This window comes from Paenibacillus sp. SYP-B3998, from assembly GCF_010820665.1.
Lineage (GTDB): Bacteria > Bacillota > Bacilli > Paenibacillales > NBRC-103111 > Paenibacillus_E.
Genome location: NZ_JAAIKC010000008.1, coordinates 47,046 through 68,917, shown reverse-complemented (window position 1 = coordinate 68,917; position 21,872 = coordinate 47,046). Strand labels below are relative to the sequence as shown.

Annotated in this window: 18 protein-coding genes, 1 pseudogene and 1 other annotated feature; of the genes and pseudogenes, 5 read left to right on the top strand and 14 right to left on the bottom strand. The window is 44.7% G+C overall.

What is annotated here, in order from left to right; all coding sequences use genetic code 11:
* Nucleotides 1–11: 11 nt before the first annotated feature.
* The 3 genes from zapA to pheS all read right to left on the bottom strand — a co-directional run bounded on the left by zapA (nt 12) and on the right by pheS (nt 5,197).
* The gene (gene zapA, locus GK047_RS19385) at nt 12–1,517 is read right to left on the bottom strand and encodes a cell division protein ZapA (protein WP_163950480.1); all 1,506 of its coding nucleotides are present in this window, start codon (nt 1,515–1,517) and stop codon (nt 12–14) included.
* 92 nt (nt 1,518–1,609) lie between these two features.
* Nucleotides 1,610–4,063 carry a phenylalanine--tRNA ligase subunit beta gene (pheT, locus tag GK047_RS19380; protein ID WP_163950477.1) on the bottom strand — a complete coding sequence of 818 codons (2,454 nt, stop codon included), beginning with the start codon at nt 4,061–4,063 and terminating at the stop codon, nt 1,610–1,612.
* A 99-nt stretch (nt 4,064–4,162) separates the two neighbouring features.
* Nucleotides 4,163–5,197 carry a phenylalanine--tRNA ligase subunit alpha gene (gene pheS / locus GK047_RS19375; protein WP_163950474.1) on the bottom strand — a complete coding sequence of 345 codons (1,035 nt, stop codon included), beginning with the start codon at nt 5,195–5,197 and terminating at the stop codon, nt 4,163–4,165.
* A 59-nt stretch (nt 5,198–5,256) separates the two neighbouring features.
* Nucleotides 5,257–5,521: a binding site (T-box leader), on the bottom strand.
* Between the two features lie 206 nt (nt 5,522–5,727).
* Here pheS and GK047_RS19370 point away from each other — a divergent pair.
* Both GK047_RS19370 and GK047_RS19365 read left to right on the top strand, forming a co-directional pair.
* Complete coding sequence (locus tag GK047_RS19370) at nt 5,728–6,156, top strand: MarR family winged helix-turn-helix transcriptional regulator (protein WP_163950472.1); 429 nt, start codon at nt 5,728–5,730, stop codon at nt 6,154–6,156.
* Nucleotides 6,157–6,269: 113 nt separating this feature from the next.
* Complete coding sequence (locus GK047_RS19365; protein WP_275901697.1) at nt 6,270–7,844, top strand: MDR family MFS transporter; 1,575 nt, start codon at nt 6,270–6,272, stop codon at nt 7,842–7,844.
* A gap of 56 nt (nt 7,845–7,900) precedes the next feature.
* On the opposite strand, the gene lepB is transcribed toward GK047_RS19365, so the two are convergent.
* Nucleotides 7,901–8,422 (bottom strand): signal peptidase I, encoded by a 522-nt coding sequence (lepB, locus tag GK047_RS19360; RefSeq protein ID WP_163950470.1) that lies wholly within the window; start codon nt 8,420–8,422, stop codon nt 7,901–7,903.
* Nucleotides 8,423–8,600: 178 nt separating this feature from the next.
* On the opposite strand from lepB, the gene GK047_RS19355 reads away from it, so the two are divergent.
* Nucleotides 8,601–9,521 (top strand): aldo/keto reductase, encoded by a 921-nt coding sequence (locus tag GK047_RS19355; RefSeq protein WP_163950468.1) that lies wholly within the window; start codon nt 8,601–8,603, stop codon nt 9,519–9,521.
* A 52-nt stretch (nt 9,522–9,573) separates the two neighbouring features.
* Nucleotides 9,574–10,530 carry a glutaminase A gene (gene glsA / locus GK047_RS19350; protein ID WP_163950466.1) on the top strand — a complete coding sequence of 319 codons (957 nt, stop codon included), beginning with the start codon at nt 9,574–9,576 and terminating at the stop codon, nt 10,528–10,530.
* A gap of 267 nt (nt 10,531–10,797) precedes the next feature.
* Here glsA and GK047_RS19345 read toward each other — a convergent pair whose 3' ends face one another.
* The 7 genes and pseudogenes from GK047_RS19345 to GK047_RS19315 form a co-directional block, all read right to left on the bottom strand.
* Nucleotides 10,798–12,447, bottom strand: coding sequence for a copper resistance CopC/CopD family protein (locus GK047_RS19345; protein ID WP_163950465.1), 1,650 nt, complete (start codon nt 12,445–12,447; stop codon nt 10,798–10,800).
* Nucleotides 12,448–12,458: 11 nt separating this feature from the next.
* Entirely contained in the window at nt 12,459–12,860 is a 402-nt protein-coding gene (locus GK047_RS19340; protein WP_163950464.1) for a DUF2203 domain-containing protein, read from the bottom strand.
* 42 nt (nt 12,861–12,902) lie between these two features.
* Nucleotides 12,903–14,642 carry a sensor domain-containing diguanylate cyclase gene (locus tag GK047_RS19335; RefSeq protein WP_163950463.1) on the bottom strand — a complete coding sequence of 580 codons (1,740 nt, stop codon included), beginning with the start codon at nt 14,640–14,642 and terminating at the stop codon, nt 12,903–12,905.
* Between the two features lie 58 nt (nt 14,643–14,700).
* Nucleotides 14,701–15,174, bottom strand: a complete 474-nt coding sequence (gene nikR / locus GK047_RS19330) for a nickel-responsive transcriptional regulator NikR (RefSeq protein WP_163950461.1) — start codon at nt 15,172–15,174, stop codon at nt 14,701–14,703.
* A gap of 196 nt (nt 15,175–15,370) precedes the next feature.
* A complete protein-coding gene (locus tag GK047_RS19325) occupies nt 15,371–15,757 on the bottom strand; it encodes a rhodanese-like domain-containing protein (protein ID WP_163950459.1) in 387 nt (128 codons plus the stop codon).
* 24 nt (nt 15,758–15,781) lie between these two features.
* On the bottom strand, nt 15,782–16,042 hold the full coding sequence (locus GK047_RS19320) for a metal-sensitive transcriptional regulator (protein WP_163950457.1): 261 nt from the start codon (nt 16,040–16,042) through the stop codon (nt 15,782–15,784).
* Nucleotides 16,043–16,079: 37 nt separating this feature from the next.
* A pseudogene (locus GK047_RS19315) lies at nt 16,080–16,231 on the bottom strand (DsrE/DsrF/DrsH-like family protein); the annotation flags it as partial.
* Between the two features lie 162 nt (nt 16,232–16,393).
* Here GK047_RS19315 and GK047_RS19310 point away from each other — a divergent pair.
* Complete coding sequence (locus tag GK047_RS19310) at nt 16,394–16,588, top strand: YgaP family membrane protein (protein ID WP_163950455.1); 195 nt, start codon at nt 16,394–16,396, stop codon at nt 16,586–16,588.
* A gap of 165 nt (nt 16,589–16,753) precedes the next feature.
* Here GK047_RS19310 and GK047_RS19305 read toward each other — a convergent pair whose 3' ends face one another.
* The 3 genes from GK047_RS19305 to GK047_RS19295 all read right to left on the bottom strand — a co-directional run bounded on the left by GK047_RS19305 (nt 16,754) and on the right by GK047_RS19295 (nt 21,869).
* Nucleotides 16,754–18,508, bottom strand: coding sequence for a response regulator (locus GK047_RS19305; RefSeq protein WP_240344050.1), 1,755 nt, complete (start codon nt 18,506–18,508; stop codon nt 16,754–16,756).
* Between the two features lie 49 nt (nt 18,509–18,557).
* Entirely contained in the window at nt 18,558–18,932 is a 375-nt protein-coding gene (locus GK047_RS19300) for a response regulator (RefSeq protein ID WP_163950453.1), read from the bottom strand.
* 201 nt (nt 18,933–19,133) lie between these two features.
* Complete coding sequence (locus GK047_RS19295) at nt 19,134–21,869, bottom strand: alpha-mannosidase (RefSeq protein ID WP_163950451.1); 2,736 nt, start codon at nt 21,867–21,869, stop codon at nt 19,134–19,136.
* Between the last annotated feature and the right edge of the window lie 3 nt (nt 21,870–21,872).

Genomic DNA, 21,872 nt, shown 5'->3' with positions numbered 1-21,872 from the left:
GTCACTGGCGGTTACCTTCCGGGTGCATCAATTTCTACAAGTTGAATCCATTCGTTGTATTCGGTCTGCAGCTTCGCATATTCTTCGCGTAATTGACGATATTCTTCCTTTACGCTGTCTAGCTCTTTCTGTAATTCCTCATCATGAAGCCCTTGCTGCATGAGCTCCTCTTTATCTTTCCGAACCTGCTCGATGAGCTGCTCTTTTTGATCCAAATATTGCTGAACGAGGTTTGTTTTATCTTTTTTATGCTGTTCGACCAATGATTCGATTTGTAATTGAAATTGCTGAATGATATTCGTTTTCTGGATTTCATACTGTTGAAAAATATTCGTTTGTTGTTCCTGATACTGTCTGATAATCACTAGATTTTCGTCTTGAAGCTGTCTGGCATGTGTCGCTTTATCTGCTTCATAATCTTCTAGAAGCATTTGTTTTTCTTGTTCGTACTGCAGGGTTAATAAAGCTTTGTCCTGCTCGTACTTCTGAGCTAATCTTTCTCTATCTTCCTCATGCTGTTGAATGAAATTCGCTTGCTGTTCCTTGAACTGATTAAGCAAAGCTTGTTTTTCTTCTTGAAGCGACTTCGAATAAGCTTCTTTATCTGCTTCTTGTTGGACTAAGCTGCTTTGTCTATCATGTTCAAATTGTTGATTCAGAAATTCTTTCTCTCTCCGATGTTTTTCAGCTAACCGCTCTAGCTCATCATTGTGCTGTTGAGTGATCATTGTTTGCTGTTCTTTAAGTTGATTTAAAGAGCTAGCTTTTACTTCTTGAAGCTGCTTCGTGTAAGTCTCTTTATCTGCTTCTTGTTGGGTTATGAGGTTTTGCTTTTCTTTTTCGTATTGTTGTGTTAAAAGCTCTTTGTCCTTCTGATATCTTTGAGCTGCTGCTTCTTTATCTGCTTGATGCTGTTGCATCATACCGGCTTGCTTTTCCTTGAGCTGATTAATCGTATTTGCCTTATCTTCTTGAACTTGCTTCATATAGGCTGCTTTTTCAGCCTCATACTTAGCTAACATATTTTGCTTTTCTTGCTCATGCTGTTGGAAAGCTAATTTCTTGTCCTGCTGCTGCTTTTGAAGAAATGATTCTTTTTCAGCCGCGTGCTGCTTAGTCAGCGCATCACGTTCTTCAAGCAGCTGTTTTTTGCTAGCTTCAAATTGTTCGAGCTGCTCAGCGGCAAGATTAACTTTGTTTGCATGCTCCTGTTTCAGCTCATTATAAGCTTGCAGCATATTCTCATAGCTTGCTTGCACAGCTTCTTTCTCTTTTTGAACTTTAGAAATATCCTCCATGACCTCATTTTGGCGGAAGTATTCATCGGCCATGTTCACGGCAGCAAGCACAGCAATTCGTTGAGAATCTAAACGAGGATAGCCCTTTGCAATCCGAAACATTTGATCGTTTACATATTCAGCCACACGCTTCATGTAATTTGTACTTGTACTGGCCATTAATTTATATTGATTTCCATATATTTCAACAGTAATTCTTGTTTTATCTTCAGTGCTCACTCTTCATATCCTCCCTTAGATGAAAGGCTGGTCCTATCGACATCAATTCGATAAGACCAGCCTGTTTTCCTGCCAATGGGGTGAAATTCACACTATTTTCTTAACTCAGCTTCATATTGCTGCTCAAGCGCAGCAACAACTTTGGCATGAAGCTCTGTTACTTCCTCATCAAGCAAGGTACGCTCTGCATGACGATAAACAAGTGCGATAGCTACGCTTTTACGATCTGCGCCCAATCGCTCCCCGGTGTAAATATCGAAAACCTGGATGGACTCGAGCAATTCTCCAGCTTCTTGACGGATCGTCTGTTCCATGTGACCAACAGGCACATTTGCATGTACAACAACGGCCAGATCGCGTCCAATTGAAGGATAACGAGGTAATAATCTGTAAGCAATGGTTTCGTTCGCTGCAGCCATCAGCGGAGTTAGTTCAATTTCAAGTACATACGTATCATCAAGATCACGTTGTTGTTGTAGTCCTGGATGAAGCTGCCCGATACGGCCGATAAGCTGCTGTCCATTCCCATTGTTCAGATAAAGCTCAGCTGTGCGCCCTGGATGGAAGCCAGCTGGAGCCGCGGACACATACTCAAGTCCTTCAACGCCCAAATAGCTTACAAGACGGTCAAAAATCCCTTTAATATCATAGAAATCAACTGATTCTTCTTTTTGCGCCCAATGCGATGAACGACGTTTACCTGTCAATGCGATAGACAGAAGCAGCTTCTCTTCAGGAAGAGCGGACAGGGTTGATTCTTCCGTTGTATAGATTTTAGCCATCTCGAAAATCGCTACATTATCCATGCTGCGATTACGATTGTAACTAATTACTTCCAGCAGGTGCGGAAGCAAGCTCGTACGCAGTTGGCTTCGATCCTCACTCATCGGCATCGCGAGGGAAATCGACTTCGCAGAAGGATACAAGCCAGTTAACAGTGTATTTTGATCTGGCTGAGTGAAAGCATAAGTAATGACTTCATGCAGCCCGCTTTGAGTTAACAGGTTCCGCGTGATACGACGGATCGACTGCTCTTTCGTTAGAGAGCCGGGCGTCGTCACACCGCTCATCAACGTTGTCGGGATGTTGTCATAACCGTACAGACGCGCCACCTCTTCGATCAAATCGACATCCCGTGAAATGTCTCCGCGACGGCTAGGCACGTGCACGAGCAGTTTGTTGTCGCCTGCTTGCTCATAAGTAAAGTGCAAGCGTTCAATGATTGCCTCAATCTCAGCTAACGATAGTGACGTGCCGAGATAGCTGTTCACACGGTTCACTGCAAGCTCGATGTGAACCGATTCGTTAGAGCCAGCAACGGCTTCTACGATGCCGTCTGCCACTTGCCCCGCTGCGTATTGGGCCATTAAGGCCGCTGCGCGGTTCAGCGCCGGAAGCACCGCTTCCGGGTTCACTTCTTTCTCGAAGCGAAGGCTTGCTTCCGAGCGAAGACCTAACTGGCGTGAGGTGCGGCGCACCGAGCTACCTGCGAACTTGGCAGATTCAAGCAGAATCCGTGTAGTTCTCTCAGTCACTTCGGAGTTCGCACCGCCCATGACACCAGCGATTGCCACAGGTTTCGTGCCGTCAGTGATAAGCAGCATGTGAGGCTCCAACGTACGCTCAACATCGTCAAGCGTAACAAGCTTCTCGCCTGGCTGGGCCAGGCGTACGTCGATGTGGCCATTATTCAATTGGTCCGCATCGAAAGCATGCAGCGGCTGTCCGTATTCCAGCATCACGAAGTTCGTGATATCTACGATGTTGTTGATAGGGCGAATACCGGCCGCCATTAAGCGGTTCTGCATCCACAGTGGCGAGGTGCCAACCCGTACGCCTTCGATCAAACGAGCGGCATAATGCGTGCACTGCTCCGTTGCCGTAATGTTCACGCTGATACTTTCAGCGGCTTTGCCTGCTGCTGTTCCAGCAGCTTGTAGAGCTGATTCCGTATCCGGCAGCTTAACGCTGCGACCCAAGATCGCGGCGATTTCATAGGCAGCTCCAAGCATGCTTAAGCAATCCGAACGGTTAGGTGTCAGGTCAAGTTCCAGCACTTTATCATTAATAGCCAGTACATCAAGAATGGATTTGCCCACTTCCGTATCTTCTGGAAGAACTAGAATACCTTCTTGGATCTCCTTTGGCAGCAGCTTGTCGTTAAGTCCAAGCTCCTTAGCTGAACAAATCATTCCCTGTGATTCTACGCCACGCAGCTTAGCGCGTTTGATGTGCAAGCCATCAGGCAGCACAGCGCCAACAATAGCTACAGGAACCTTTTGTCCCGCATCCACATTTTTAGCGCCACACACGATTTGTAAATCTTCGCCTTGTCCGACATCTACGAGACAAACGCTTAGTTTATCTGCATCAGGATGCTTTTCGCGAGATTTCACATAACCGACAAGCACATTCGTTACACCTTTATTTCGGTTTTCTACAATATCAACTTCAATACCGCTTCGAGTTAGCTTTTCGGCTAATTCCTCTGCTGTATGGCCTGATACATCTACATATTCTGACAACCACTGATAAGATACCTTCATGGTTTCAACTCCTCCTTAGCGTTTTGCTTTTGCAAAACTGTGTTCGTAAACGTTATTCCGTTATTCTATGAAAACTCCTTGGCAAGCTTGAGTTTGTGGTTACAGATGCAAGAACTGTTTCAAGAAACGCAGGTCATTCGTGTAAAAATGACGAATATCCTCAATGCCATATTTCAGCATTGCAATCCGTTCAACACCCATCCCAAAGGCAAAGCCTGTATATTCCTTTGGATCAAAACCGCCCATCTCAAGCACGCGAGGATGCACCATACCTGCTCCAAGAATTTCGAGCCAGCCAGTTTGCTTACAAGTCCGACAACCTGTACCTCCGCACATAGCACAGCTCACGTCAACCTCAACGCTAGGCTCTGTGAAGGGGAAAAAGCTTGGACGCAAACGAATTTTCGTTTGATTGCCGTACATTTCTTGCACGAATTGGAGTAACGTTCCTTTAAGATCACTCATCCGAATATTCCGGTCAATAACCAGACCCTCGATTTGTGTAAACATGTGAGAATGTGTCGCATCGTCATCATCGCGGCGGAATACTTTACCTGGACAAATGATTTTAATCGGCACTTCGCCTTTGCGTTTTTCCATCGTTCTAACTTGAACAGGGGAAGTTTGAGTACGCATAAGAATCTCGTCAGTTACATAAAAAGAATCCTGCATATCGCGAGCGGGGTGATCCCTGGGCAGGTTAAGCGCCTCAAAATTGTAATAATCATGTTCAACTTCAGGTCCTTCTGCTACGGAATAACCCATTCCGATAAAAATATCTTCGATCTCCTGAATCACTTTGCTCAAAGGATGAACAGCGCCTTGCTCGGATGGTCGCCCTGGTAGCGTGACGTCAATCATTTCTGCGCGTAGACGATTTTCTGTTTCCTGCTGCTGGTAAGCAGCTTGCTTCTCTTCAACAACCGATTCGATAGCTGCGCGCACATCATTAGCAACCTGACCGATAACTGGTCTCTCCTCAGCGCTTAAAGCGCCCATGCCGCGCAAAATTTCTGTTAAAGGACCCTTTTTTCCTAAATACTTAATGCGCAGATCATTCAGTTCCTGCTGACTTTGTACGCCGCTCAGCTCCTGCAGTGCTTCCTGCTTCAACGCTTCTAAACGTTCTTTCATCGAAATCCCTCCTGAATTTGCCAAAAAATAAACGCAAAAAAAAGACTTTCCCTCCCCTGACAAGGGACGAGAAAGCCGTGGTACCACCCTAATTAGATCCGCCTGAGTGCCACGATGGGCAAACAGAAGCGTATCTCACTTCATTCCAGATAACGGACGATGTGTCCGGTTCCCTCTACTTAGAAGCGGTCCAGCCGCCTTCTCTGTTCAAAGGACTGCTCAGGAGCGAACTTCGGCAGCCTGATTCTTGGGGATAGCTCTCAATCTTCGGCTTTCCCTCCCTGTCAAGAAGCACTGCGTACTCTTCTCCGTCAAAGCATTTACACGTATAGTTATCAGTTATTATATGCAAGATACGCTAGAGATGCAAGTTAGCTGAGGTGTTCCTGAAAATGTCAGTTGACTTCACCCCTAAATCCCGTGTATATTTTATTTAAACAATTTAATAATTATCTTATGTAATAATAATACAATTTAATTATTTCTTTATTTAAATTATTCTCTCAACTTATGAATGAAGGAGGCTTGCTATGAGCGACCAATTAAGTTCTTACACCGACCGTTTTCGGACGGCCTTTGAAATCACCCATCGCAAATTGGGGCAGGCTGTTTTCGCTAAGCTGGAATCCGATTTAACGATGCCGCAAATTTTCATGCTCCATATGATTCGCAAAGAGGGTATGCCTAAGCAAACGCATCTCGCCGAGAAAATGGGCGTGAAGCCAAGCGCCATTACGGTCATGATCGATCGACTCGTACAAAGCGAGCATGTCATTCGCAAGCATCATGAATCAGATCGCCGCATTGTACTGGTTGAGCTGACCCCGCTTGGCGAAGAAGTTCTAAAGAAAGCCGAGGAGGTTCATAAAGAAGTAACCGCTCGAAGCTTATCACAGCTTCCTCCAGAGGAGCTTCATATCCTCGTAGAAGCTTTTGAGAAACTAGCTTCCTTTTATTAATTAAACTAATAAGATGACATCACATCAAAGGAGTGGTACTTGTGGAAAACAATAAAACGACATCTGAAGATTCACTCGAGGCCACAGCTAACCCCGAGCTTAAAAACAGAGGGCTGCTGCTGACAGGACTCATCATCGCCATGCTGTTCGGCGCTTTGGACGGCACCATTGTAGGAACGGCTATGCCGCGTATTGTCGGTGAATTCGGTGGACTCGGCCTAATGGCGTGGTTAACAACTGCCTACATGCTCACTTCAACCGTTGTCGTGCCCATAGCGGGTAAACTGGCTGACTTAATCGGCCGCCGCGTGATCTATGTAACTGGACTCGTCATCTTTATTGGAGCTTCAGCGCTTTGCGGGATGGCCCAAAACATGACAGAGCTTATATGGTTCCGCGGCTTACAAGGTATCGGTGGCGGCATCATGATGCCTATGGCGATGATTATTATCGGGGACTTGTTCACAGGTAAACAGCGTGCCAAATGGCAAGGGGTATTCGGCGCAATCTTTGGTTTATCGACCGTTGTTGGACCGCAGGTCGGCGGCTGGATCGTCGATTCTTTGAACTGGCGTTGGGTCTTCTACATCAATCTTCCGGTTGGCATTCTAGCTGTGATTTTAATTGCAATCGCCCTACCTAAGCATAAAGCAGTTGGCCATGTAAAAATCGACGTTCCCGGCATTCTAACAATGATTATCGGGGTTGTCAGTTTATTGCTTGCTTTGACATTCGGCGGTAAGGATTATGCATGGAGCTCATGGCAAATTATTAGCCTATTCGTTCTCGCTGTGGTCTCGCTCGTTTCATTCGTCTTCATTGAGAGCAGAGCCAAAGAGCCGATTCTTCCCGTTCGTTTATTCAAAAGTAGAATATTCACAACGATTAACGGTATCGGTTTCTTGATGTCCGTGGGCATGTTCGGAGCTATTATGTTCGTTCCACTCTTTATGCAAGGCATCGTTGGTATTAGCGCTTCAGAGTCCGGTACGGTAATGACACCGATGATGATCACGATGATTGTAGCTAGTATCGTATCCGGTCAGTTCATACAAAAACTGGGTGTCCGCAAGCAAATGTTCACTGGAATGATTATAATGGCCGTTGGCTTCTACCTGCTTAGCACAATGGGAATTGATACAACGAAACTGCTTGCCTCTAGTTATATGCTGATTCTAGGTTTAGGTATGGGCCTTGTCATGCCGATTCTGACGCTTGCTTTACAGGAAAGCTTTCCGAAATCCGAGCTTGGTGTGGTTACTTCCTCCAGCCAATTTTTCCGTCAAATCGGGGGAACCTTCGGTATGACCATTCTTGGATCCGTCATGAATCATAAATCGTCCGTACTACTGGAACAAAATTTAACGCCTGTCGTGAAACAACTGCCAGAACAAGCAAACGAAATGGCGACTGGGCTCACGAATATGATTCATACGAACCCGCAAGGCCTTTATTCATCGCTTCTTAGTCCTGAAACATTAGCCAAAATGCCGAAAGAATTCGTAGAACATATGCTTCCTATTCTAAAAGACGCGCTCGTGACTTCACTTCATCAAGTTTTCGTTATTGGTTTAGCGTTTGTTCTGTTAGGCGCCTTGCTCACCTTCTTTATCGGTAACATCAAATTATCTGACCGTAAATCCAAAAAAGACGAGTCGGAAACCGAAGTCTCCACGGGACTTGCATAAATCCTAACTAAAAAATGCTCCCAATCCTCTTCATCTAGAGGCTAGGAGCATTTTTATTATTCAATTTTGCCTATATGACTCAAAGGAAACAAGCGAAAAACAGCTTTACCGATCAAGTCTTTTTCAGGTACAAAAGGTGTAGGCCACAAATGAGCGTCATAGCTTTCATTTCGGTTATCCCCAAGAAAAAAATAGTTTCCCGCAGGAACCGTAACTTTATTAAATGTGTACGTCATTGGCGTTTTCACATAAGGCTCATCAACCTTTTGGCCATTCCTATACAAGGCTCCATCTTTAATCTCAATGGTATCACCGGGCAAGCCAATCAGACGTTTCACATAACGATCTTTGTTACCAGGAATAGGAGGCCAGAAAACAACGATGTCACCAACTGCAAAGTCAGTGATCGGCTTCATTTTCTCCACGATCAGTTCGTCCTTCAATTGAATCGTAGGCAGCATTGAACCTGTAGGAACAGTCATAGCTTGGGCCACATACGTATTGATTACTAGTGCCACAATAACAGCAACGGCGATGCTAGGCACCCACTCTTTCATAAATCTTAGGATGGATTTCATCGTGATCTCCCTTCTTTCTTCTTCCTTATCGTTTATTTGACTCTATTTATAACAGTAGAGGATTTCACAAGTTCTAACCTTAATATAAAATAAATAATTAGACTTTCCTGTTTCTTTTGACATGGAGCATGCTATAGCGTTTAATGATGTTGGATACCCTAAAAGGAGAGTGATCATCATGAAATATCGCAGACTCGGTAAAACAGAATTAAAAGTTTCCATCGTTGGTGTCGGCACTTGGCAATTCGGCGGTGAGTGGGGAATTGAATATACGCAAGATGAGGCTGATGCTATTTTGGACCAGGCCGCGGCGTTAGGTATCAATCTGATCGACACGGCAGAATGCTACGGAGACCATTTGTCCGAGTCTTTCATAGGAAGTTATTTATCACGACGTAAACGTGAGGACTGGATCGTTGCTACGAAGTTCGGACATCACTTTCATGAGCGTTTCACCAGAACCGATACATTCAGCGCTGAAGAAGTGGTAAAACAGCTCGATGCCTCTCTCAAGGCTTTGCAAACGGACTATATCGATTTATATCAATTTCATTCCGGGCCCGATTCCTTATTCGACAATGACGCTCTCTGGACAACACTAGACAAGCAAATTCAAGCAGGGAAAATTCGTCATTTAGGAACTTCAATTGCAAGTAATGCAAACATTCACCAAACAGATAGCTCTGATAAAGTAAATGCCAAAGTGATCCAAGTGGTGTATAACCGGCTGGACCGCGCCCCTGAAGAGCTTGTGTTTCCCTCTTGCAGACAGCAGGATCTAGGCGTCCTCGCTCGTGTCCCACTGGCTAGCGGCTATTTAAGCGGGAAGTATAAGCCAGGCGCTATCTTCGATAAGACCGATGTGCGCCATCGCCACGATCAAGAAATCACGAAGCTAAGACTAGAAGAAGTCCAGCTGATTAGGCGGGATGAAGTTCCTGCAGGTATGGATATGGCTAAGTGGGCTCTTGCCTGGTGCTTGAAGCATGATGCGGTAACATCCGTCATTCCGGGCTGCAAAAATCCCGAGCAGGTCGTCGCTAACGCTAGCGCAGTTGAACTCATCAGTGATAACCATCCTCAAGCTTGGAAAGCCTAATAGGTAAGCTTACTCGCATGGCAAAGGATCGAACAGGAAGGAACGGCTTTATATGAGCGATGATAAGCAGCAAGAAAACACATGGAATTACTTAAATGAAAACTTAACTCAGTGGGTCATGGAAAGCAAATCGCATAGTATGGAAGGAAATGTTGCTTCCTATATCCCTGAGCTAGCCAATGCCCCCAAAGACATATTAGGTATTTGTATCATGGATTCACAAGGACAAACAGCCTTAAGTGGAGATCATGACTTCCGTTTCACGCTGCAAAGTATATCCAAAGTGTTCACGCTCATCCTAGCGTTGATGGATCGCGGTGAAGAGGTTGTATTCTCCAAGGTTGGTATGGAACCCACAGGGGATGATTTCAACTCCATGCTGAAGCTGGAGCTTGTGGAGCCCGGTATTCCCTTCAATCCACTCATCAACGCGGGGGCGATCGCCATATCTTCCTTGATTGCCGGTAATAGTCCCGCCGAGCAGACGGATCGAATGCTCCATTTTTTCCGGGACATTGCCGATAATTCTACACTGGATATTAACCTAGATGTTCACCAATCCGAATCCGATACAGCGCACCGCAACCGCTCTTTGGCCTATTTTCTCAAAGACAATGGCGTATTGGACCAACAGGTGGATGATGTGCTAGAGGTTTATTTCAGTCACTGTTCTGTGGAAGCAACCTGCACGGATTTGGCACGAATGGCGCTCGTTCTAGCTCATAACGGCGTCGATCCGATCAGGAAAAAGCAGATTATCCCGCGCCGCTTTGTGCAAATCGCCAAAACGTTTATGTTTACCTGCGGGATGTACAATGCTTCTGGTGAATTCGCTATGAACGTTGGACTGCCTGCCAAAAGCGGCGTGTCTGGCGGGATACTCTCCATGGTGCCTGGACGATACGGTATAGGGGTTGTCGGCCCCGCACTGAACCGTAAAGGGAACAGCACCGCAGGTGTACACCTCCTAGGAACGCTGTCCCAAAAGTTTGATTGGAGCCTGTTCTAAACGTCATATAGGAGGCTGTCTCAAAAATCATTTCCAGATTTTTGAACCCCCACTCTGACATGAATAAACCTATCTAAAAACGCCTTCATCCCCACTACTTAGTGGTTTCGAAGGCGTTTTTTCACATGATTTGGGACTCACTCATTTACTCAACCCCTTTTGGGAGAGCCCCTTTTTAACATCTGGCTTCACATTCAACTGCTCTCTGTCTAATACGTTGTACCAAGCCATTAGACACCCACCTTCATCGTCTCCAGTGAGTTGTCGCTAGTACACTAAAAATGTTTTATGATATACCGTCTCATTATCATCGGAATCCATAACGCGCATCTCTAAGTCCCAATTTCCACGGAACGGCAAGTAAGCGCCTACCCCTTGATAACTGAATTTCTTAAGACCGTAAGATTCTTCTTGAACCTTATCTACGAACGCTGCGAGAGGCACAGTAATTGGCGCAATCTCTTCATCATCCGTATAGTGGAGAATCATTTGAACTTGTTTCGGTTTACCTGTTTTTTCAGGAAGCCATACTTTAGCAATAAATGTGTTTGTTCCCTGCACTTTGGGCGTTATGTCTGCAGACACATGCACCTTTTCCCCCATCTGATGCCACTGTAAAGGTTGATTTTCTGGAATCGGCGCCATATAGGTAATGAGTCCAACCAGCAGCATAATAATGACCATTAGGGAAACATCAATTTTGACCCACAGGTACGCCTTCTGCTCTTTCTGTTTGCGCATGTACAGTCGGAGTATAAAACCAACAATCGCGACAAACAGCACGACACCAACTTTCACTATTAACAAAATCCCCCATGAAGCGTAGAGTAAATAGTGCAAGTTCGGTAGAAATAACAGCACGGATGCAGAGCCTGTTAGCGTCAAAATGATAATGGATAAGAAAGCCATCTTCGAGAAAGCGCGCAGAAAGGAGCCCATTTCCTGGCCTTGCTTACGCCACTTCACAACTAACAGGATCAAGCCACCCACCCATAGGGCTGATGCCGCTAAATGAATGAAGTTCAGCCCAATCGTTGCCCATACTGGTGAAAAGGAAGCCGCGTGGCCGCTGAAACTTTTGACAGCTAGAAGAGCTAGTGCCCAAACCACATCCAGCCAGGCAACTTTGCCTACGAGTACAAAACCAATAAAGGTTAGCACTAAGAGCAGCACCCAGGATATACCGATACTCGTGGCGCTAAAGAGCTGCCATATTTCTTCTGCGCCTCCGCCACCCAATAAATCTTCGATATGCGTGAAAATAAGCAGCAGCAGAGCGACCAGCTGTGCGCGCTGCAAGTTCAGTGTCCACGAAGACATGGACTTCCTTTCTTCTGCTCCGCCAGCCCTGGGGAACCTTAACCAGCAGACCCAACCCGCTAACACTAACACCATGAGATACCAGAGCCCTCGAAATGTATACTGAAGCAATTCTTTCGTAGTTAATGAGCTTGATAAGCCGTGTTGATGACTCGTTTGAATCGACGGCACTTCCAACCTTTGCTCTTGCGGGGGATTACCGATCGTAATCGGATAACTACCGCCAACAGGGTGTCCATCTGCTGAAATGACATGATAACTAATTAAATAGATGCCTTCAGGCAATTTGGGTAGCGCCAAATCCACCCCGTTCTCTTGCGCATTCATTTGCGCCTTGTTGCGTGTTACTTCGTCTCCGGTATGATCAAATACTTTGATATAAAAAAGTCCTGCATCTAAACGTTCATTAAAAGTAACCGAAACCCCAGCTGGCGATTCTTCCAGCTTACTATCCGCCTCTGGTGTTGCCTGAACCAAAGAGGCATGCGCTGAAGCCGTCTGAGGTGCGATTACCGCACTCAACATGACAGAAGCAAATACGCACAACACAAGGACCAGTTGCACCTGGAAACGTTTCAAACCTCGATACATTTGCATAATGTACTCCTCTATTCCGAAATCGGCTTACGCCCAGCAAAACCTTCGTGCCTGCTATGGTAATAACGGATCGCGTCTTCTCCCTGTTTCCAACAGAGAAGCACTTCTTGTCCGTCAATGATACAAGGGAAATCTACTAGGCCCGTATCGATATCTTTAAGTTCCACACCTTTGAGTTGAAAACCTTGGATCAGACTTTTAGCCTCGATTTGCAGAAATTCAAGCTCCGTCTCCATGAAGAAGAATGGATCTTTCTCCCCACTAACCTGTTCAGCCTGTTCATTCTTCAGTCTGCGTAGATCCATATATTTTGCCTCGAAGTCACGTTTCAATGTTTGAATTTTCCGTAGCTCTTGATCTACAGTCGTTAGCATCGCGTTGGCTTCTTGTACCGTGAATAATTTACTAGACATAAAGCACCTCCCACAACTAATTCTACCAAAAATAAAGAGCAACTACGAATCTGCCATGCATATCCGATTCCTGCCTAACTTTTTGGCCTCGTAGAGAGCCTCATCGGATCTTCGCAGCGCTTGGTGAATATCATCTTCATCCGTGCCCTTCCATACGGTAATACCAATGCTCACCGTACAATTCATTCGTTGACCAGCAGCCTCAAAGGGGTAGCTTCGTATGGAATTTAATACATATTCTGCGGCCTGATGGGCCTGTTGGATATTCGTATCAGGCATTAAAACGATAAACTCTTCTCCGCCAAGTCTGCCAATCACATCATTAGAGCGGAAGCATTGCTGTAAAAGAGCAGCTATTTTCTGTAAGACGCTATCCCCAATATCATGCCCATACGTATCATTGATACGCTTAAAATGGTCCACGTCCATCATGAGGAACGCCATGGTGTTCTGACTGCTTCTTCCTAGTACAGAACTGAACGTTTTCATAATGTAGCGTCGATTGTACAGTCCAGTCAAAAAATCGGAATCTGCCAATTTCCTACTTTCTTCCATTTGCTCAATAGCGAGGTCTTTCTCTTTCCTCATCAAGTGAATACGATTGGCGAGTCCCCAAGACATTATGAGCGCCTCTAGCGTCGAACCAATCTGAGAACCATAAATACGCCAACGATCCATTGGTGTCCATCCGATCTCAGCAAGTGTGGTCAGCATAGCGCCAAGCATAAAGATTCCCCAGCCCAACAGGTAGTACCTTGCAGGTTTGAACCCTGCTTGAGTGCTTCTAATTCCTGGAATGAGCATAAGTAAATGAAAAAAAACAAATTTAATCATAGCAACTTCCAAACCCAACGAATAATCTAATACTAGCAATAAAATGTTACTCAATTCAAAAATAATAAAGAGGTTATATAAGCCATTCAAACGGGTAGAAATCGATTTTATCGGTAAAAAATTTCTAGAAAATAGGAGTGCTGCAATATCGCTCAAGCACATAAATATGATAACGGCACGATTGTTCCACTCTACTTGATACGGCCAGATGAATTGAAAAGAAATGCCGTTCATTGTTGCAAAAAACAAAAAAACGGAGGCGCAATATAACGCAAAGTACAAATATGCCTTAGCCCGGAAAGAAAAAGCCAAGTAACAATTGTATACAGTCATAATGAGCATGATGCCGTAAAAGCCCCCTAGCAATAAATAAGAAGCTTGTTCCTTTTCAGCATAATGGACGGGCAGAATAAGATTTAACGGCATTACCATGGCGCCTTGCGTCTGAAACCTCATGTACAACGTTAACGGTTGATCTTGCTCAGCATGAATTTTGAAAACAAGCTTACGATTATTCATTTCTCTGTATGGGAAAGGCGTATCATCGCCTGTATGCTTCTGCACGACCACGTTGGATCCATCCATAACATACAAATTAATCGAATCAAGCGGTGGGTACGCTATTTCCAATAGCCAATCCTCTTTGCTTGATTTATTTGTCAGTTTCAACTTTGTCCAGTAATTGGAGGGAGTGAAACCATAATTCGGCGTTTCGCTTTTCACTTGTACGAATTTATCAGACAGCTCTGGTTGAATAAGATCATAAATAACCAGCCTGCCGCTTTTGTCCTCTAAAACACTTGTATAAGGAATCAACTCGTACTCATTTTTCGAATCATTGATTTCCAACATACTGCTTGCTTCTGCCTTCGAAGAAACGATTACATATAGGCATAAAATGAGTACACAGAGTAATAGTAAACGGAAACGGTTTAGATGTACTTTCATTGTTATCAACTCCACTTAAGTAACAGGCTGGTGATGTAGGAAAGGAGTTCCAGACAACTTAACTTTCATGATGGTTGTGAGGATGCCTATGCGTATGGCTAAGATGTTCTTGCTGCTCGTCCACATGTGTAACGGATAGCTCGGCATATCCAACACCTTTAAGCACCTGTATCCGTTGTTGGAGTTCCCTGAGCTGATGGACTTTGCCCCGAACAACAAGTATTTCTAGACACTGCTGATGATTCAAGTGGATATGCATCGTAGAAATAATTTCATGATGGTAATCATGTTGGAGATCCATCAATGTGATCGGCAAATCACGAACATGATGGTCGTACACCATCACAATGGTTCCAGCGACAGTTTCATCAAGTTTCATTGAACTGGAAGTAAGCAAAGCTTTACGTGCCAAATCACGAATGGCTTCTGAACGGTTATCATAGCCTTGCAGGGCGATTAGTCGGTCATATTGTTCAATTAAGGATTGCGGCATCGAGATACCGAATCGAACGAGAGCATCTTTGTCAGACAACGGTACTCCCCCTCTCCTGAATAGGTACGCAACAAATTTGATTTTACTTACAATCCTTACTCTAGCAGAAAGTTAGCCTGACGAATACCCATACAATTGGTAGATTCGCCTGTCCTTAACGATAGAGCTATATGTACATCAATCAAACTTATATATAACAAAAAATCATTAACCCACGGGGCTAATGATTTTTTGTTTATTTGGTTAAACTCCCTTTCCAGGACATAATCCCGCCCTGCAAATGAGATAATTCGTTAATACCATTCTTCTTTAGAATCCTTGCTGCTTGTTTGCTCCTCATTCCACTCCGACAATATAGATATACACGATCATTTTTTTTAATTTCTCCAACTCTTTGTTTCATTTGGGATAAAGGTATATTGATCGCACCTGGGATGTAGCCTTGCTTTACTTCGCCGAGTTCACGTACATCAATCAGAACACAATTATGGTTTCCCTTCAATTCATCCTCAAGTTGATCCGACGATAGATTGTTTAGACCTTTTACGCTTGCAAACCTGGAATAAATAAACCAGACTAAAAACGCTAACGCCACAATATTAAAAATGGATGTATACGTCATATTCTAACCTCTTTCCTGATTCTCTTAACGGCTTTTAACTAACAATTCAACAGCCTGTTGGACCATTTTGCTCGAATCTCTTCCAGCTTCCTTCTCTTCAAGGATACACTGCTCCAAATTGACCGCAACAATGTAGGCAATCGCTTTATCCGCGGCGCTTCTGACTACGGAAATTTGGCTAACAACATCCTTGCAATCCTGTTCTTCCTCCATCATCTTTAAGACGCCTCGGATTTGGCCTTCCATACGCTTTAATCTCTTTTTTAGATCATCATCGTATTTCATATTCTTCCATCCTTTTATTATACTATAAAGGCCAAGGAATCCCTTTTCCACCGCAATTTTTTTGATCTTTACGAAGTACATTCAGTCCCCAAAAGGTAAAGAAATCGTAACTTCGTGATCATAGGCGGCAGCTCCATTTGTGATAATGAATGCGGCATTAGCTTTATCTAGCTCTCCACTAAAAAGGATTAATTACCTATACCCGTATAGGTATATAGTTACTATAATAAAGATTTCCGTTTGCCTCAACCCCTGAAATTACAAGCTCATTTGAGTGATTGTTTGACTTAGAGAGGGGTAACCTAGTCAATGTCTGCTGTAAACGTATGAACATTACTTGGAGGTTCTATTATGCAGTGTAACGTTGGGAAAACAGAGCAATTGATAAGAATTACAATTGGGTCCGCTATAATTCTCGCTGGAGCATATTACAAAAGATGGTGGGGCTTTATTGGAATAGCACCTATTGTTACGGGAGCGACTCGTTATTGTCCACTGAATGCTGTTTTGGGAATATCGAATTGCAAAGCTAATCGTAAGACTTGAAACAAATTGTTAAAAAACAGAAGAAAACTCTAATGTCTTTGACTTTGGCAGATGATAAAGATGGTTTAATGTCGTAACCTAGATCATCCAGAATTCAAAAAAAGAGAAATAGTGCATATCAATTTTGATATGCACTATTTCTCTAAAATTTACAGATGCCCTATCTCATGCTAATTTCATCAAACGCTTGACTCGAATTTCAAGTTCTACCAATGAGAACGGCTTCGTCATATAATCGTCCGCCCCCATTTGAAACCCTCTAACCAGATCGTCTTCCTTCTTCTTGGCTGAGAGCATAAGAATCTTCATATCCCCTTGAGCCATGCTTGGATTCTTTTTCAGCTTCTCAAGCAAGTGAAAGCCATCTACCTTGGGCATCATGCCATCAAGAATGCACGCATCGTAAGAGCTCTCTTCCAGTAAACGATACGCTTCTTCTCCATTAGAAGCATGCGTAATTGTAATCGGCAAATGCTCCAATTGTGAAGTTAAGATGGCTCGCAGAATAGAATCGTCATCCACAATAAGCAGCCGTTTCTTCTTGTCTGCACTGCTAGCCCCGTTGCTTGATGGGGTTGTAGAGATATCATCTTGGGTACCTACTACGCGATTGCGCCCCTGCTGCTTGGCTTGATACATCCCGTCATCGGCTTTGCTAATCCACTCCGCTACGGATTGTCCTGCCTGCCACTCTGCAACACCCGCAGAAAACGTAACAAAGAAAGGTTTCCCTTCGTACTGCGCGACAGGATTTTGACGCGCCTTATCGAGTATATGCTGCACGATCCTCATCGCTTGCGCTGCCGTCGTATTCGGCAGGGCAATCACAAATTCTTCACCGCCGAAACGGGCCAACAAATCAGTCGCACGTAAATTAACTTGCAGCAAGTGAGCCAATCCTTGAAGCACCAAATCCCCGACATGATGCCCAAATCCGTCATTAATCCTTTTGAATCGATCAATATCGATGAAAACAAGCGAAATAGGCGCGGGATAGCGCTCGATTCGCTGCAGCTCCAAACCGATCTGCAAATCAAAATAACGCCGATTAAATACGCCTGTCAATGGATCGCGAAAAGCAAGCTGCTCGAAATTTTTTGTCCTTTTTAACAACCCATAGATCCGTGCGGCTAATTCTTCATATTGAAAAGGCTTCGTAACATAATCATCGGCACCAAGATGGAAACATCGAACCTTATCATGCAAATCATTTCGTCCTGAAAGAACAATAAGGGGGAGCCATTTCAAGGTTGGATCTTCTTTAAGAAATTCGAACAGCTCATAACCTGATTGGGGATGCATCATTAAATCGAGTGTCACCAGATCGTACGTATGCTCTCTAAGCAATTTGACCGCAGATTCCACATCTGCTGCTTCATCCACTACACAGTCATCTAACTGGAGCCGACGGGTCAAATAGGACCTTAGCACTTCATCGTCATCTACAAGCAGCAGTCGACTCTTTAACGTCCCGAGCAGAGAACCTCCACTTGGACTTTGCTGTTCGTCCATGTGAAGTTCAGTCACACAAATATCGTATTCCATGTTCATTTGTCGTAAAACATCCTGACTATAAGCTGCGCTTTCTTCCAGGGGAGTTACAGCCAAGAGAGCAGTTTCACTGCCCTTGGCAATCGATTGCGTCCACTCCCAAGCCCGAACTAGCTCTTCCGCTAGCTTACCAATGCGTTGGTAGCCGAATATCGGCGCGCTTCCCTTCACCGTATGAACAATCCGATAAAATTGCTGCACATCATCGGATATAGGTGAAGATTGAATGGTCGTAAGAAGCAACTGAAGCTGTTGAATTTGTTTGTCAAACTCCCGAACGAATAATTTCCGTCCTTGCCTCATAATTCTGGCATCTTTATCGGCGTCCAAATCCTTGTCCTTTATGTGTTCTTGCTTATCATTGTTCATTTCAGACAATCACCCTTTGTAATAAAGAAATCTTAATCTATACGGACGATCAGCCCTTCAACAATTGTTGAACCGTATCTAACAGCTGTAGAGGACTGAATGGTTTCACAATATAGGTGGTGACCCCTGCGGCTCTTGCCTTCTCTTTATCCTTATCCAGTGCTTTGGCCGTCAATAAAATAACGGGTAAGTCACGATTGATGTTATCGCTTTGTCGTAACCATTCACAGACTTCAACACCCGTGCGTTCAGGCATCATATAATCAAGAATAACGAGGTCGTAAGCTTGTTTTTGCAGTTGGTCTATGGCTTGCTGACCGTCTTCTGCTTCTGTAATTTCGCACCCCTCATCGGAGAGTGTTTCCGTCAACAGAAATCGAAGGGCGATTTCATCATCCGCAAGTAATATTTTATAAACAGACATGAGTGCTTCTCCTTAACCTGTGTGAAATTACACTTAATTATAACATTATGCGACCACGCAAGAAACTATCTTGTCGAGAGACGTCGAATGCGCTCGCAAGAAATGCCCCGTAAACAAATATTGAAATCAAAGTTCCAATGAAACCACAAAAAACTCTCATCCTGCATGAGCAGTTTGAGAGTTTCTTGGCATGAGCATCATTTATTGGGAGCGATTAACTCCGATGGTTATAATTTCACATGGTCCTGCCTGCAGAGCCAATTGGCTCTCTGCATCAACATCGATGCGTGTTCCATGCTCTTCAAGTATCGTACTCTTGTAGAAATAGTAGTACGGGATGTGCGCATGAAGTTTCAACTCCGTAGGCTGAGCGTTCATGTTATACCAACGAAGCAGTAAATCCCCAGTGCCTTCATTCATTTTCAGAGATGAAAAGGCCATATCACTGCCTTCCCACTGGAATGGTGTATAGACTGGAGAGATACGTCCGGTGTGTAGACCCGTTTGACACAACGTCCATGGAATTTGGAATTGGTAGGCGCGTGAGTAAGCGCCGGATTGAATGCCATTCTCGCTATACGCAATAACTTCCATGCGAACGGTGTGCTCGCCTAAACATTGCGCTTCTGGTGTTGGGAACAAGCCCCAATCTCCAAGCTCGCCAACAGCTCGAAGCAAGGTAACCGCAATTGTATTGCGTCCGTCTTGTAGGACCTCGTACTCATTCAAACCAAGGTTCGTAACGAGTAGTCCCGCCCCACCTTCATTGACATCTACGAATGCCTGCTGATGCTGCGTATTGCTAGGATTTTCCCATTCGGATGATGGTTTATTATCACGCTGTGGAATTTCAAACATCGAGTCCACCTGATGAACGCTAGTCGTCAAATCAGTTGGAAACAACATCCGAAGACGATGATCTTTGGCTTTGTTATTGAATGAAGCTTCAATCTCCACGCCTTTGCCACTGCGGCTTAAGCTAACAACTGTGCGAATGCTCATAGGCACGAGCTGAGTAGAGCGTTGTGCTTTCCGGTGAGGGAAGTAAACCAAATCGCGCTGCTCTTCCTCCAATTTCTCATCGGCCGAAACTGGAATTTCCCAATCGTGGATGATTTCAAAAGCTGCCTGATAAGGCGTATCCTTTAAAACACGAATTTGGGCTGGTACTCCTTGCGTTGTTCGTGGTGCTTCGCCATCTGGCTGTTTGTACATATATTCGTTGCCGATATCGCCGGTATTCTCATATACGCCCAAATTGCTGTACATACGGCCGCTCTTCTTATCGACTAAGGTAAATGAGCCATCATCGACGATTTCGATTTTTAAAGAATCATTTTCTATAACACGTTCGCCCGTAAGCAGCGTAGCTTGCTCCGTTATCAAATCGCTTTGAACCCACGCATACGTTTTCAATCCTAACGCAGGAACCTTCTCCGCTTCGAAGGTGAGCTTCACTTTGCGGCACATGTACGGCTGACGGAACTTATCGTCTGGCAAATCATAACCGAATTGCAGTCCGAGATCTTCCACCGAACATGAAACTACAGCTCCTTCTGTGTCAACAAGCACGCGCCCCGTTAGATCCGCTTCTTTCGCAAGACGACTCGCTTCTTCTAGCGTATAGCCGTCACGGAAATACAAACGCAAGGCATCAACCTCGATACTAACAACACCAGAACGCTCCCAGCCCGTAGTATTAAAGACGACCACAGGCAGCGCGTCCTTGCCTGCTTCAGATAAGCTCGACGTATCGATCGCTTCCGCAATCGCAGCTTTGCTATCATCGACAATTGCTTCGGCGACATGTCTGCTTTTCTCAAAGCGCGTCACCATTTCCCGGTGCACTTCATCCACGCTACAGCCGCAAATACTGTCATGCGGATGGTTCTGCATCAATGTTTTCCAAGCGTAAGTAAACAAATGATGCGGGTATTTTTCTCCAACTTCAAGAACATGCGCAATCGCTGCTAGCGGTTCGGCCACTTTTTCCAGCATCGCTTGTCCAAGCTGGTTCATTTGCTTCAAATAAACGCGCGCAGACGCCGTGTTCACAAGCGTTGACCATCCGTCGGTGCGTTGACTGCGAAGCTCGCCTTTTACCGTAGAAAGTTCGTGTCCTAATGTACGCCACAAGGCCTGCAAGTAATCGTTAAAATTGGAATGGATAAAGGTCGTATCCGGATAAAGCTCGCGAGCGACTTGAATCGCTTCTGGTAAATCAACCTGAATCGGTTGATGATCGCATCCATTCATGAACAGCAGTTCACCCGTCGATGCGTATTTCTCTGCATCCGCCAGCTTGCGTTCCCAGTAAGCCTTTGCTTCTTCTGGATTCACAGGAATCTCATTTCCGTTCGAATACCAATTCGCAAAAAGAACCCCAAGGACTTGAGAACCATCTGGTCCTTCCCATAGAAGCTCGGAAAAGGAGGATTCATAATCGCCATCAGAAACTGTATTATTAAAGCCTGTTGGCTTGACGCCCCGACCAAATAAGGCATTCGTAATGCCTGATTGCTGCATCAATTGCGGCGTTTGCCCTACAAGACCAAACGTATCAGGGAAATAGCCGACCTTCGCAATAGCCCCGTACTTTCTCGCATCTTGATGCCCGATCTGCATGTTACGCACATTAGCTTCACCGCTAGTTAGAAACGCATCCTGCAAAATGTACCAAGGACCAATCAAAATACGTCCATCCTGGATATATTTTTCCAGTTTATCTTTTTGGTCCGGCCTAACTTGCAGGTAGTCCTCTAGAATGATCGTTTGCCCGTCCAAATAGAAGCTGCGATAATTCGGGTCATTATCCAGCTTATCCAGTAAGGTGTCCACCAACTTCACGAGACGAACATGATGCTTCTCATAGGGTAAGTACCATTCTCGATCCCAGTGCGTGTGGGAAATAATATGCGCTGTTCTCTTCGTATTCATCGC

Bases quoted from the DNA above. Each gene is read 5' to 3' on its own strand.
- GK047_RS19370 (WP_163950472.1), top strand. From the start codon at position 5,728: ATGAGCGACCAATTAAGTTCTTACACCGACCGTTTTCGGACGGCCTTT.
- GK047_RS19355 (WP_163950468.1), top strand. From the start codon at position 8,601: ATGAAATATCGCAGACTCGGTAAAACAGAATTAAAAGTTTCCATCGTT.
- GK047_RS19320 (WP_163950457.1), bottom strand. From the start codon at position 16,042: ATGAAATACGATGATGATCTAAAAAAGAGATTAAAGCGTATGGAAGGC.
- GK047_RS19310 (WP_163950455.1), top strand. From the start codon at position 16,394: ATGCAGTGTAACGTTGGGAAAACAGAGCAATTGATAAGAATTACAATT.
- GK047_RS19305 (WP_240344050.1), bottom strand. From the start codon at position 18,508: ATGAACAATGATAAGCAAGAACACATAAAGGACAAGGATTTGGACGCC.
- GK047_RS19295 (WP_163950451.1), bottom strand. From the start codon at position 21,869: ATGAATACGAAGAGAACAGCGCATATTATTTCCCACACGCACTGGGAT.
- GK047_RS19345 (WP_163950465.1), bottom strand. From the start codon at position 12,447: ATGCAAATGTATCGAGGTTTGAAACGTTTCCAGGTGCAACTGGTCCTT.
- GK047_RS19325 (WP_163950459.1), bottom strand. From the start codon at position 15,757: ATGACGTATACATCCATTTTTAATATTGTGGCGTTAGCGTTTTTAGTC.
- GK047_RS19340 (WP_163950464.1), bottom strand. From the start codon at position 12,860: ATGTCTAGTAAATTATTCACGGTACAAGAAGCCAACGCGATGCTAACG.
- GK047_RS19300 (WP_163950453.1), bottom strand. From the start codon at position 18,932: ATGTCTGTTTATAAAATATTACTTGCGGATGATGAAATCGCCCTTCGA.
- pheS (WP_163950474.1), bottom strand. From the start codon at position 5,197: ATGAAAGAACGTTTAGAAGCGTTGAAGCAGGAAGCACTGCAGGAGCTG.
- glsA (WP_163950466.1), top strand. From the start codon at position 9,574: ATGAGCGATGATAAGCAGCAAGAAAACACATGGAATTACTTAAATGAA.
- pheT (WP_163950477.1), bottom strand. From the start codon at position 4,063: ATGAAGGTATCTTATCAGTGGTTGTCAGAATATGTAGATGTATCAGGC.
- GK047_RS19335 (WP_163950463.1), bottom strand. From the start codon at position 14,642: ATGAAAGTACATCTAAACCGTTTCCGTTTACTATTACTCTGTGTACTC.
- lepB (WP_163950470.1), bottom strand. From the start codon at position 8,422: ATGAAATCCATCCTAAGATTTATGAAAGAGTGGGTGCCTAGCATCGCC.